At 48.6% G+C, this 13,378-nt stretch carries 13 protein-coding genes; 12 read left to right on the forward strand and 1 reads right to left on the reverse strand.

Annotated features, from left to right (window positions below):
• Positions 1 to 177: 177 nt before the first annotated feature.
• The 11 genes from K331_RS30610 (at position 178) to K331_RS0125845 (ending at position 9,777) form a co-directional block, all read left to right on the forward strand.
• Positions 178 to 1,461 (forward strand): sensor histidine kinase, encoded by a 1,284-nt coding sequence (locus tag K331_RS30610; protein ID WP_051290050.1) that lies wholly within the window; start codon positions 178 to 180, stop codon positions 1,459 to 1,461.
• On the forward strand, positions 1,433 to 2,326 hold the full coding sequence (locus K331_RS0125800) for a response regulator (RefSeq protein ID WP_028592518.1): 894 nt from the start codon (positions 1,433 to 1,435) through the stop codon (positions 2,324 to 2,326). Before K331_RS30610 ends, K331_RS0125800 begins: the two co-directional genes overlap by 29 nt.
• A 450-nt stretch (positions 2,327 to 2,776) precedes the next feature.
• Positions 2,777 to 3,553: a transporter substrate-binding domain-containing protein gene (locus K331_RS0125805; RefSeq protein ID WP_028592519.1), complete on the forward strand. Its 777-nt coding sequence runs from the start codon at positions 2,777 to 2,779 to the stop codon at positions 3,551 to 3,553.
• Positions 3,554 to 3,570: 17 nt separating this feature from the next.
• Positions 3,571 to 4,227, forward strand: coding sequence for an amino acid ABC transporter permease (locus tag K331_RS0125810; protein WP_018883044.1), 657 nt, complete (start codon positions 3,571 to 3,573; stop codon positions 4,225 to 4,227).
• The gene (locus K331_RS0125815; RefSeq protein ID WP_028592520.1) at positions 4,224 to 4,946 is read left to right on the forward strand and encodes an amino acid ABC transporter ATP-binding protein; all 723 of its coding nucleotides are present in this window, start codon (positions 4,224 to 4,226) and stop codon (positions 4,944 to 4,946) included. The genes K331_RS0125810 and K331_RS0125815 overlap by 4 nt, the downstream gene beginning before the upstream one ends.
• Before the next feature lie 236 nt (positions 4,947 to 5,182).
• Entirely contained in the window at positions 5,183 to 6,184 is a 1,002-nt protein-coding gene (locus tag K331_RS0125820) for a phosphotransferase (RefSeq protein ID WP_028592521.1), read from the forward strand.
• Between the two features lie 100 nt (positions 6,185 to 6,284).
• Positions 6,285 to 6,743: a hypothetical protein gene (locus tag K331_RS0125825; protein ID WP_028592522.1), complete on the forward strand. Its 459-nt coding sequence runs from the start codon at positions 6,285 to 6,287 to the stop codon at positions 6,741 to 6,743.
• A complete protein-coding gene (locus tag K331_RS0125830) occupies positions 6,740 to 7,507 on the forward strand; it encodes a hypothetical protein (protein WP_028592523.1) in 768 nt (255 codons plus the stop codon). Before K331_RS0125825 ends, K331_RS0125830 begins: the two co-directional genes overlap by 4 nt.
• A 111-nt stretch (positions 7,508 to 7,618) precedes the next feature.
• Positions 7,619 to 8,191: a cupin domain-containing protein gene (locus K331_RS0125835; protein WP_028592524.1), complete on the forward strand. Its 573-nt coding sequence runs from the start codon at positions 7,619 to 7,621 to the stop codon at positions 8,189 to 8,191.
• A 332-nt stretch (positions 8,192 to 8,523) separates the two neighbouring features.
• The gene (locus K331_RS0125840) at positions 8,524 to 9,099 is read left to right on the forward strand and encodes a hypothetical protein (protein ID WP_028592525.1); all 576 of its coding nucleotides are present in this window, start codon (positions 8,524 to 8,526) and stop codon (positions 9,097 to 9,099) included.
• 78 nt (positions 9,100 to 9,177) lie between these two features.
• Positions 9,178 to 9,777: an SMI1/KNR4 family protein gene (locus K331_RS0125845; protein WP_084165581.1), complete on the forward strand. Its 600-nt coding sequence runs from the start codon at positions 9,178 to 9,180 to the stop codon at positions 9,775 to 9,777.
• Between the two features lie 26 nt (positions 9,778 to 9,803).
• Here the strand turns inward: K331_RS0125845 and K331_RS0125850 are convergent, their stop codons facing one another.
• Positions 9,804 to 10,676, reverse strand: a complete 873-nt coding sequence (locus K331_RS0125850) for a helix-turn-helix transcriptional regulator (RefSeq protein WP_036635967.1) — start codon at positions 10,674 to 10,676, stop codon at positions 9,804 to 9,806.
• Positions 10,677 to 10,924: 248 nt separating this feature from the next.
• Here K331_RS0125850 and K331_RS0125855 point away from each other — a divergent pair, with 248 nt between their 5' ends.
• Entirely contained in the window at positions 10,925 to 13,339 is a 2,415-nt protein-coding gene (locus K331_RS0125855; RefSeq protein ID WP_028592528.1) for a glycoside hydrolase family 95 protein, read from the forward strand.
• Positions 13,340 to 13,378: the final 39 nt, after the last annotated feature.

Below are 13,378 nucleotides of genomic sequence, written 5' to 3' on the forward strand. Positions count from 1 at the left end.
GCGTCACAGTGTAATTGGTTCGTTTGGCATATTGAATTTAGTATTTCTTATGGAGGAAGTTTATGTTAGTATATATAACATTAAAACTAAAATGAAAACATGGAGCCTAGCCATACATAATGTCAGAAATAGTGGGTGAAAGAGATACGAAGCTGGGTCAGAAATGAAAATGTGCAAATGACAATAGTCGCTTTTGCTACCGCCATTGGGGCGCAATTCAAGATCAATCCTTTTCAGGAGGACCTGTTTCGCATTGGGCTTGGGGTAAGCATTTTTTTATTTTTTCTGTTAATGATGCCTCATTTGTCATATGTCAAGACAGGAATTCTGACGGGTATCGTTAGCTTCATCTTTCAGTCGATTGATTGGCTCGTCCAGACGAGCTCCCCATCCATTCTTGACAGCATGCTGAATAACTTGGGTGCAGGGTTATATTACATTGCTTTTGCCTATGCGCTCGGGATGCTGAAGGGTCGATTGCATATCTCTCAGCCCCTGCTGATCGGAGGCTGGATTACAGCCATTGATTTCGGTTCAAATATTCTGGAGCTACTGGTTCGCGGAGTGTTGAGCGGCACGAATGTATTTCATTTACGGGAATGGCTGTACTTGCTTGTGGTAGCCGGACTGCGGAGCTATTTTGTCACAGGGCTGTACAATAGCATCAGCATTCGGCAGATGAGACTGATTCATGCGGAGCAGGAGAAGCGAATTGAGCAAATGCTGAACGTGAACTCGGGGCTGTATGGAGAGGTATTTTATCTGCAAAAAGCCATGAATACGATCGAAGAGATTACAGCAGCAAGCTATGAGCTGTACCGTGAGCTGCAAGCCAGTGAGCTGAAGCAATATAGTCAACGTACGCTAGGCATTGCCCAGCAGATCCATGAGGTGAAGAAGGACTCACAGCGAATTCTCGCTGGTCTCGTGAAGCTCTACGATCGTGAGAAGGTCGTGCATATGAGCTTGACGGAAATGCTCGATTTTGCAATTAAGGGCAATCTGAAATACAGCGAAATGCTGGGTAAAAACGTCCACATTCACAAGGAGCAGCAATATGATTGTGATTCTCCACATTATATCGCATTGCTGACAGTGATGAACAATCTTATTGCAAATGCAGTAGAGGCTATTGATGATACGGGGGACATCCGAATTCAAGTCCTCGAACGGATAGATGATGTATATTTCATTGTGACGGATTCCGGTAAGGGAATCCATGAGTCCAAGCAGGACGTTATATTTGAACCCGGGTACACAACCAAATACAATGAAGCTGGCATAGCGGCTACGGGCATTGGCCTGTCCCATGTGCGTGATATTGTACATTCCATGGGAGGGCGCATTACGGTAGATATGAAGCGGCACGGGCGAGGTACGACATTTGTGTCTAGACTGCCGAAGGCCAGCATTATGAAGGAGGGCAGTGCCAATGAAGCTTTCTATTATAATCGTGGATGATGATATCGTGAGCCGAAGCATGCTGGAGGACATTATCGAGGAGTCTTCCATGGGGGAGCTGAAGGGAACGGCGAACGGCGGCCTCGAAGGGACCCAGTTGATTCTGGATTTGAAGCCAGATGTGGTGCTCATGGACTTGCTGATGCCGGATCAGGATGGAATTGAGACGATTGCCAAGCTCAAGGCGAATGATTATACGGGGAAATTTATCATGATCTCGCAGGTAGAGAACAAGGACATGGTCGGGGCTGCCTACCAGCAAGGCATAGAATTTTTCATTCATAAGCCTATTAATCGTGTTGAGGTGGAGCATGTGCTCAGCAAAGTCAATGAACAGTGGAAGTATGAGCGCTATCTACTGGAAATCCGACAATCACTTGCAAAGCTGAACATTGGTGAATCTCCGGCTGCACCCAAGAGTCGTTCGGTCCGCGAGGTGTGTCGCCCGCTCTTGATGGATCTTGGCATCATTGGCGAGAACGGCAGTAAGGACATTATGGCCATGATGGAGTATATGATTGAGCATAAGCAGGTGACAGAGCTGCCTTCTCTTAAGGAGCTGTATGAAGCTGTTGCCCAGACCTATAAAGATACGGATAAGGAGGTCGAGAAGGAGACCAAAGCGATTGAGCAGCGTATTCGCCGGACCATTCTAGCCGCGCTGACAAATATGGCATCCATCGGCCTCACGGATTACAGTAATCCCAAGTTTGAGCATTATGCGCCGCTCTACTTCGACTTTCAGGATGTGAGAATGAAGATGAGAGCGATGGAGGAGGACCAGCCTGTAGATAAGGGGAAGGTCAATATCAAAAAATTCCTGCACGTATTCTATATGGAGACGCTGGAGAAAATGAACGGCTAGCGTGTCATTCATATAACCTAATTTCAAATCCAAGCAGCATTTACGATATTTCTCGTGTGCTGCTTGGATTTTTTTGTTGTTTAATAACAAAATAGATTTTTTATTGTTAGTTATATTCACTTTTCGTGTTAATTATGGGGAGAAATTATGGATTTTGAGTGTTTTTTTGAGGTTTTTCTGATGTGTGTCAATTTTAATTTCATAATTTGTGACTCTTATTTTTGTAGGATCATGTCGGTTGATGTAGGTCAGACACTAAAATACGTTCAAAGAAATGCCACATGTATAGCTTTCTCTCAGGAATCCTCATGTCACATACAGAATCGTAGAGAGACAAACGAACCTGACACGGGGAAGGCAAGGGAGAAGCAGATAGCTATGCAGCAGGCAGAGTTCATGCGGTCGAATGTTCGATCCGAACCTATACTAATCGGGAAAAGGGGTTATCACATGAAAAAAACAGTATCCATTATATTGACTTCGCTTCTAGCTTTGTCGCTAACAGCATGCGGTGCTGCAAATCAATCAGGTAGTGCAGGCAATTCTGAAAAGTATGTCATCGGTACAGATGCAACGTATCCTCCTTTTGAATTCCAGCAGGATGGCAAATATGTAGGTATTGATATTGATCTGATCCATGCGATTGCCGAAGAGGAAGGGTTCGAGGTTGAAGTCAAGCCAATGGATTTCAAGGGGATTATCCCGTCCATCACCTCCAAGCAGTTGGATGGTGCGATTGCTGGCATCAGCATTACGGATGAGCGCAAACAGATTGTAGACTTCTCTGAGCCTTACTATCAAGCAGGTCTGTCCCTGATTGTGCATGAGGACAACACGGATATTACGAAGCCAGAAGACCTGAAGGGCAAGGTTATTGCGATCAAAAAAGGAACCTCCGGTGCAGCGAAGGCTGACGAGTTGGCGAAAACCTACGGAGCAACAGTGAAGTATTTTGACGATAGCCCATCCATGTATCAGGAAGTAGCGAATAAGAATGCGGATGCTACTATTGAAGACTTTCCGGTCATTTCCTATAAGATCGCTGTGGACCCGAATTCCAAGCTGAAGATCGTAGGTGATCGTCTGAATGGTGATTTCTACGGGATTGCGGTTGGCAAGGGCGATGAGGAATTGCTGAATAAGATCAATAGTGGTCTTAAGAAAGTACAGGAAAACGGCAAATATGATGAGATTGTAAGCAAGTACCTGGGCACATCTGCTAAATAGAAGGGAATGTGTAGCTATTGAATTTCTCATGGCAAGTCATTGGTGACGCATTACCCATTCTACTACAGGGGACGCTCATCACACTGAAGATTGTAGTTATCTCCTTGATTTTTGCCTTCATTATTGGCCTGATCTCGGGCTTGATGAGCGTATCTACCAATAAGGTGCTGCGCTTCATCTCTTCGGTATATGTTGATTTGATTCGGGGTACGCCGCTGCTGGTGCAGGTATTCTTCATTTACTTCGGCTTGCCAGTGTTCCTGGATATGCGTATTCCGGCAGAAACAGCAGGGATTATCGCAATCAGTCTGAATGCAGGTGCCTATATCTCAGAGATATTCAGAGCGGGTATTGTTTCGATCAGCAAAGGGCAGAGCGAAGCGGCACGTTCACTCGGCCTGAACAAATTCCAGACGATGAGGCTCGTCATCCTGCCCCAGGCTACACGGCGGATGGTGCCAGCGTTCGTTAACCAGCTTATTGTCACGATTAAGGATACGTCCCTCTTGTCCGCGATCGGCATTACAGAATTGACGCAGAGTGGTGAGATTATTATCTCCACCAACTTCCGAGCGTTTGAGATTTGGGGAACGGTAGGTGTCTTCTATCTGATTATCATCTATATCTTATCCCGCATTTCCCGTGTTCTGGAAAGGAGGTACGTGGCGCGATGATCGTCGTACAAAATCTGAAAAAGCAATTTGGCGCCAACGAGGTGCTGAAGGATATTTCCACGACCATTCGTGAGAAAGAGGTTGTCTGTGTCATCGGTCCTTCGGGATCAGGAAAAAGTACCTTTCTGCGCTGCCTGAACCTGTTGGAGGAAGTAACGTCTGGCAAGGTGATTATTGGCGACGTAGAGGTCACCTCACCAAGCACGAATATTGATAAGCTTCGCGAGAACGTGGGTATGGTGTTCCAGCAGTTCAATCTGTTCCCGCATCTTACCGTATTGGAAAATATCATGCTTGCGCCGAAATATGTGAAGAAGCTGACGAAGCAGGAGAATGAGAAGACATCCTTGAACCTGCTGGCGAAGGTAGGCCTGGCTGAGAAAAGGGATGCATATCCTGAACAGCTGTCAGGCGGACAGCAGCAGCGTGTAGCGATTGCTCGCGCCTTGGCTATGAACCCGTCCGTGCTGCTCTTTGATGAGCCAACCTCAGCTCTTGACCCGGAGATGGTGGGTGAGGTGCTGCAGGTTATGAAGGATCTTGCTCATGAAGGGATTACCATGATTGTGGTGACTCATGAGATGGGCTTCGCGCGTGAGGTGGCGGATCGCGTCATCTTCATGGATGGAGGTTACATTGTCGAGGAAGATGTTCCTGCGCAGTTGTTCCAGCAGCCGAAGCATGAGCGTACACAGGCGTTTTTGAGCAAGGTGCTCTAAGTTATTTTTTGAATATTTTCCAAATAACCTCTTAAATAAACTCTTGAAAACCTTCTTGTGATCAAGGACTCATTCCGACTCTCGGGATGAGTCTTTTTTCATGGATATGCGTCTATAAGAACACTTGTGCTGCAAGGGGGAAGCAAGGTACACTATAGCTACAATAGATGAGCTGTACTGATGATTTGTACGAATGAAGGCTTAACAATAAGATTTATGGAAAAGGCGGTACAGAAATGATCCCAGAGCTCATTCGGCAGCATTGGCCTGCATTCAGTGGAACGGCCAGCAAGCTGTCAGGTGGATGGAATAATACAACATGGTTCATACATAATGACAGCTGTCGCAGCGTGCTGCGGATCTATGACACGCATCAGGACAAGGACAAGATTCTGTTCGAGCATGCGGTATTAACAGCGCTTCAGCAGACAGGACTGAGCTATAGAGTGCCTGCGCCGATTTTGACACAACATGGAGCAAGTCTGGTACAGCTTACGGACGGAAGTGGCAAATATGCTTGCTTGTTCAGCTATATTGACGGTGTCTCACCAAGGGGAGGCTATGCTGAGTATGCTTGTTCGTTGGGTGAGGCAACCGGGCAGCTGTCATGCTTGCTGGCTGACCTGAGTCTGGAGAGAGCCCCTGCTTATCCGCCGTATTATAACCTGCTGCAGTCTTATCCATTATGCTCACGTGAGCGAGTGCTGGATTTTTGTAGCCGTCCTCCTGTTGAACTGATGCACGTTCGATCAGAGCTAGGACAGTTGGCTGATACCTGCGTGGATATTTATGATGCCCTCCATGGTCTGGAGAGTCTTCCCCAGCAATGGGTACATGGTGATCTGAATGCCTCCAATCTGCTGTTACATCCAGAGCGACCAGACCAGGTGATGGCACTGCTGGATTTTGAGTTTTGTACTCGCGATATCCGGGTAATGGAACCCGCGGTCATTCTGTCCAGTATGCTAGGAGAAGCGCAGGAACGCATTGCTGTTCATGACTTCTGCCACGGCTACGTGCAGCATGTACATCTGCTTCCCGAGGAGGTAAGTGTACTACCGTTATTAATGAAGCTACGCAAGGCAGACGTATTCCTGCACTTTCTGAGTCGATTCTGGCAGCAGACAGATGGCGCTGATGTGCTCGCAGAGCAAGCAAGGTTGCTTTCGGAAGAGCTGGTGGTACTGGAGCAGAGCAGGACGTGGCTTGAGGATGAGCTTCTTATACTAAATGGATAATACTAGCAGGTTTGGACTGCAAATTTGCTGAAAGTAGCTGTGCTCGGTTATGCTGGAGTTGTGGGCTACAGCATCAGCAACTAGACAGGAGGAATTAACGATGAGAAAGAATGACAAGTATTTTATTGCAGGAGCGCTGGTTCTGGGTGCTGCCGTATCAATCATGGTCTATGCAGGCAAAAAATTCACATCCTTCAAGAGAGTGGTAGCCAACTATATTCAGGAAGAAGAGATTACGGCGCTGGAGCTGACCAGACTATCTTCCGAGCCAGGCGAGAAGCGTGATATTGTAATTACCGATCCGGAGACGATTCATGAAATTATGAAGGGTTTTAATGAGGTTCAACTGATCAAGTCTGCCAAAAACATGAAATCAGATCATAAATTCAGCTACTACATCACGATTATTCAAAAGGATTTAAGACATCGTTTTGACATCATTCTTAAGAGTAGAGAGCATCTGATCATATACGATAACAATGCCAGCAAGCCTCGTCTGAATGCATACAAGCTTAAGAGTCCTTTTAACTCGCAGGTGCTGGAGAGGCAGTTTGAATGATTGAATCAGGTACACTAGGGTCAACGATCAAGAGAACAACTGCATTGCGCCAATTGAGATACTGGCTTGGCTGTAGTACTGCGACCTTCCTGCTCGCGGGCTGCGCCCCAATCACACAGTCATTTGAGCAGGAGGCGCCACCTGTACAGGCGGGGTTATCAGAGTCAAATACGGAGCTGACAGAGCATGTCGATTCAGAGGCTGACCCGGAGACGTCCTTAGAGGGGACAGACAACACGCTTACGGAGACATCTGAGGCCGGGATTGAAGAGGAGGCTTCAGCTTCAACTCAAGATAATGCGGCTGTCGAGCAAGGAACTTCTAATACGGCTGGAGGGGCTGGGACGGAGGCAGTTGCTGCTCTGGACAAATCCGAGGTAGAGAAGATCGCAGATGATTATCGCACGGTCTTTATGAAGGTCGTCCGGGAGGCTGGATACTATGATGGCTCCCCACCTTATGCTTCTCTGAAGCAGATTGAGGCAGAGTTTGAGAGCGTGATGTCTCCCCAATGGGCAAAGACGTTAACCGCATTTTATTTTTATGAGGAAGATGGAATGATATGGTTGATTGCGACCGAGGCCCCGGTATGGCTAAACCAAGAAGAGCCCTACGAGATCGAGAACACGGAGCAGGATACTGTACGCGTTGTACAGGAATCACGAAATGAGATGCTGGGGCCGATTCGGCTCGTACTTGAGCTCAAGCAGATTGGAGCAGTCTGGCTTGTGGACAGACATACAGTAGAGTCGCTTGAATTATAAGCTTTGTGATCGTGGCAAGCTGTGAAACAGGATCACAGCCAACGAGAAGGGTGTCAAATGCCCAGATGGAGGCATACAGTACAGGAAAGCAGATCAAGGAGGACTCGTACGATGATCGATCCTGTATTGCAATCCCCGAATCTGAGCCTGGCAGCAGATTCTACGTCCGTACTGAACTACAAGCTGGATTCCTGCAATTATCTTACCCAACTCTTCGGAGAGCAGCTTCCGGCTATTCGTAATGGATTCTTTAATGTTCATATGTCCAAAGGGGGGATCGTTCAACCGCATTGGCATACGAATACGACTGAAATGATCTTCATGATTAGTGGCGAGGCCGTCACGGCGGTCTTCAATCCTTTTACCCGTAAGATCATGGCGTATTATTTGCGACCAGGGCAGGTATCCGTTCTGCCTAAAGGCTGGTTTCACTGGATCATTGCGGAGACCGACTGTGTTCACCTGCTGACCATCTTCGATGAGCCAAGTCCGGATGTCGTATTGGGCTCGGATTTTCTGAGCTGCACGCCTCCAGAGGTCATTGAACGGGCGTATTGCGCCTCAGCCGAGGACTATGCTCGTGCCGTGGCACCCATTCAGCAATCGGTAATTCTGGGCCCTCCCCCTGGCTGTATCTTGCCGCCGAAGCATGGACGCCCTGAGTATGATGAGGATCATAGCTAGTGTGATTCAAAAAATCAAGGTAGCGTGCACTTTTGCTGGGTACGTACACTTCTGCTGCAATGGTAAGACGATGGCGAGAAGAGGCTGACTATCCCGTATATGCGTAACGTAGCAGACTCTTCATGCTCACACTCACTCAGGCGTCGCAGCGCTCCTACTGCGGATCTAGTACCTTGATCTATGATGCAAGGTACTAGTAGCTAAGGTCCACATGTGTGGACATTTGGAGCTGTTATTTCACATGACAATCAGTAAATGGATTAATATTCAAGATGGTTCCCAGCATGCTGAAGTGCAGCAAGCTGGCTTCCATCCCTAAGGAGAAATCGTGAATGAATGAACAAGAGCACAAGGTAGAGGGCACTCTCCGTAAAGGACCTGCCTATCTGTCAGGACTCGCCGTCCCCCACAATGCTGAACAATGGATTGAAGAAGAGTGGACAGGTCAGTTTACGCCAGGCCAGAATCGCACACGCTTTCATATTCTGTATTATGGTGAACTGATGGAGGAGCTTATTGCAGGCACAGAGCAGGCTCCACAGCTTATCATCGCTGAAGATCCTGACACGCAGGAGCAGTGGGTGCTTTTTGATGGCTGCCGACATGGCTATGATTCGATGATGTGTGAGGATCTGACGGAGGCGCAGCAGAACCGCCGCGGGCCGCTTCTTTCCTATGTGGATGAGGAAGGCGAGGACACCTTCGAAATCTACGTCACGGCCTATTACAACATCGACTGGGATGAAGAATTCGCAGATGAAGTAGATGAAGAGGGCAATATGGAGCTCATCACGGGTGAGAAATGCAGCTTCGATGAGGTGAAACGCAATGGCTTTGATGCCATCAGCATCACCGTCGTGAATAGTCGGGGATTTCGAACGGAGCTACTGCAGGAGGAATTGGCCTAATTCCTTGCAGGAGATTGAGCAGTTAAGGAGAACTGTTCAGTATAGAAATATAAAGGATAGATACAGAGGAGGGCCACCATGCAGGAGATGGACAAGCTGATTGCCCAATTGGATACACTGCTTCAGGAAAAAGCACAGGACCCTGAGATTCGTGAAATGTATGAGGACTATGTTCGTCAGTCCGGTGCAAGCGAGCATGAACTGATCCAGTTTGAGAAGGACTTTGGAATTCGCCTGCCGGAGGACTTTCGTACATTTTATCGACAGAAGAATGGCAGTGGCTACCACTTCCATGTGCTCTATCCAGGCAAAGAGCAACCGGATGCAAGATATTCACCCTTTTATCTCATGTCACTGGATGAAATGAGAGAGGTCAAGACGTATTTTTGCAGCGAGGACGAGCCGTTAGAGCAATATTTTACTCCAGAGGAGATTGCTGAGCTTGAGCCCGAGCTGCAGCCGTTTCTTTCCCATAGCCGCTGGTTCCCGTTCGCCACGATGGCAGGGGGATCATTGTATCTTATGCTGGACTTCTATCCCTCGGAGCAGGGAACTCTAGGACAGATTATATGCTATGTACATGATCCGGACTTTATCTATTATATTGCCCCGAGCTTCAGCGACATGCTGCGTGATTCTAATCGAAATTTGGGGCAGAAGACCGCGATTGAATATTGACATTCTGGCATACGTCCCATGCCCTCTCAATATTCGTTCCACCGCTTGCGATAGGCTAGGGGAGTCAACTCCTCCCGGGCCTTGAACAGATTAATGAAATGACTGGGATTGTCTATGCCAACCTGTGCTGCAATCTCAGTAACGGTTAATTCGGTGTGCTTAAGCAGATTTTTGGCCGCTGTAATGCGATGAAGAATGATATATTCCTGCAGTGATATCCCGATGTAACGCTTGAATTCGCGAGACAGCACGAACTTGCTGCGGGAGTATGCTCTAGCTAGCTCCTCCAGCGTGATTCTCTCCGTAAAGCGCTCCTCAAGCTCCTGCTGCAGCAAGGAGATGTAAGGTGGGGGGGCATGGTCTTCATGGATGTGCTGATCAGGATACAGCAGGAGTAGGGTCAATAGCTCAGTAAGCCGCTGTGAGGCTAGTGCTTCCGCCCGAAGTCCCTTTTCCTTCTGGAGTACTAACAATTCGTGCAGTATTTCGGGAATTCCTGAATCTTCTCCTACGTTCAGCACTGGCAGCTTATGAAGGCTATATTGCTGATAGTATCCTCCGATCGAAGACCCATTGAGATGTACAAATGCAACCTCCCAACACGCTTCTCCGACCGCTTCATATTTTTGATAGCTCATACAGTCGATGAACAGGACCTGATGACGGTTCACCTCATATCGCTCTCCCTGATAGGTCAAGACGCCTTTTCCCCTCAATGTATAAATAATCAGGTAGGAATTCAGATGCTCCCGTTCGGTGAAATATGGATGAAGGGTGTGTAAATGCCCTACTTCCTGAACATAGAAAAACATAGATTTGGCTGCATCCGAAGGTGTGCACACCTTCATGATGGAATCGGATGTCCATACGTGCTGTTTCCTCTCCCAAAAGCTACTCAATGTTATGCTCCTTCCCCAATTTACGATAAGTAGGTCAATATCCTTTGATCTTTGCTCAACATCCTGCGATGACGTCAGTCAAGGTAGCGTTTACAATAATGGCTGTAGCATTATTATTCCATATTATTTTTCCTGGGTAAACACGGGCTACATCAAGCGGGCAGCAGATATGAAAGGAAGCCAATGATCTATTCATATTTCACGCTTGGTCATAGCATGCAGCCTGCTATAAGTGGAGGGATATCTTGATGCAAATGAAGCTACACCAGCCCTTGGATTATGCGCGTCATATATGGTCGGATCGGCCTGCAACCGTATGGGAGGAGGCTTATCCCTTGGGAAATGCGACGTTGGGAGCCATGGTATTCGGTGATGTGCAGCAGGAGCGCATTGCACTGAATGAGGATAGCCTCTGGTATGGTGGGCCAAGGGACAGGAACAATCCTGATGCGCTAGCTCATCTGGAGGAGATTCGCACACGGCTACGAGACGGACAGCTAGAGTCTGCCCATCAGCTCGCTGCCATGGCGCTGTCAGCCGTACCTGAGAATCAGCGTCATTACACACCTCTGGGAGATTTGAAACTGACCTTCGACAGTGAGGGACAGGAGCCAGAACAATATCGAAGGGATCTGGATGTTCGTGAGGGCATAGTGACAGTAGGTTATCAGGTAGGGAACGGAGCATTTAGGCGGGAGCACTTTATAAGTCACCCGGATCAAGTGCTTGTTATCCGATTCACGGCCTCTACGCCAAGAGCCATCGGATTCACTGCGAGACTGATGCGCGGGCAGAAGAATCGATACTTTGATGAGAATGTGAAGCTGGAAGAGAACACGCTCATGATGCGTGGGCATGGTGGTGGCGAAGGGGCTGTACATTTTCGTACGGGGCTGCGAGTCATAGCTGATGGTGGCACTGTAAGGCTGATTGGCGAGCATCTGGTTGTGGAGCATGCAGATCAGGTCACATTGCTGCTGGCAGCCGCTACGACCTTTCGGCATCAGGACCCCGAGGTGTGGGTCATGGAGCAACTTGCCCAGGCTGCAGGGCAGAGCTATGAGGCTCTGAAGCAGCGCCATATCGAGGATGTCAGTGCACTGATGGATCGCGTAGAGCTTAAGCTGTCTGCGGCGGAGCAATCCACGGCAAATGATCTACCGACAGCCGAACGGCTGAAACGGCTCCAGCAGGGGGAGACGGACATGGGGCTAGTTCCTTTGTACGTGAATTATGGACGTTATTTGCTAGTATCCTCCAGTCGCCCAGGGTCTCTGCCTGCGAATCTGCAGGGCATCTGGAATGAGCATATGCAGCCACCATGGGATAGCAAATATACGATCAACATTAATACCCAAATGAACTATTGGCCGGCAGAGCCTGGCAATCTGGCAGAATGCCATGAACCGTTGCTGGAGCATATTGAGCGGATGAGGGAGCCAGGCAGACATACCGCCAAGCTGATGTACAATTGTGGTGGCTTCGTGGCGCATCATAATACAGATATATGGGCAGATACAGCTCCTCAGGATATCTACCTGCCGGCGACACATTGGCCGATGGGTGCAGCGTGGCTTAGTCTTCATTTGTGGGAGCATTATGAATATGGAAGAGATCAGGCGTATTTGGCTGATGTGTATCCGGCGCTGAAGGAAGCGGCCGCTTTCTTTGAGGATTTTCTGACCGAGACTGACAACGGTGAACTGGTGACGAATCCTTCCGTATCTCCTGAAAATAGGTACATCTTGCCTGACGGCACCTCAGGCACGTTATGTATCGGTCCGTCCATGGATAGCCAAATATTGCATGAGCTATTTAGCGCTTGTATTAAGGCGGCTACCGAGCTGGAAGTAGATCAGCAGCAACAAAAAGTATGGCATCAGCTTCGGGAACGACTACCTCAGCCGAAGGTAGGCAAGCATGGCCAGATACAGGAATGGGTGGAGGATTACGAGGAGGCTGAGCCTGGTCATCGCCATATCTCGCAGCTCTTCGCGCTTCATCCGGGTACTCGCTTCACAATTCGGGATACGCCAGCGTGGGCAGAGGCTGCCAAAGCTACATTGAAGCGCAGACTTGCACATGGTGGGGGGCATACCGGCTGGAGCCGGGCCTGGATCATTAATTTCTGGGCACGACTGGAGGAAGGGGAGCTGGCGCTAGAGAATATCATGGCTCTGCTGACGCAGTCGACGCTACCCAATCTGCTCGATAATCATCCACCGTTCCAGATTGACGGCAACTTTGGCGCTACAGCAGGGGTGCTGGAAATGCTGCTACAAAGCCATGCTGGCTGCATTCACCTCCTGCCAGCCTTGCCTACAGCCTGGGCCGATGGAGAGATACGTGGCTTGCGAGCACGTGGGGCAGTAGAGGTGGATATGTGCTGGAAGGCTGGGGCTCTCGTACATGCTGTCCTCCGCCCGCATCAGGACGGGGAGATTCGTATTCGTGTGGCAGGCGCTGAAGGGCTGCGACTACAGGAGCAATTGGAATGGAGGACACCGCAGGCTGAAGGGCCAGAGTTGCATCAGCAGCAACGACAAGAGCAGCAACCACAAGGGCTGCAACCAAAGTGGATTGAGATACCACATGGCCAAGTGGAAGCTGATACAATTGTATTCAAAGCAAAGGCAGGCAGAGAGTACATGCTGACTTCCTAGAACCTGAACCAAATCTGATTTCAAGTTGAATAATATTAG

The sequence above is a fragment of the Paenibacillus massiliensis subsp. panacisoli DSM 21345 genome (assembly GCF_000426545.1).
GTDB classification, from domain to species: Bacteria; Bacillota; Bacilli; order Paenibacillales; family Paenibacillaceae; genus Paenibacillus; species Paenibacillus panacisoli.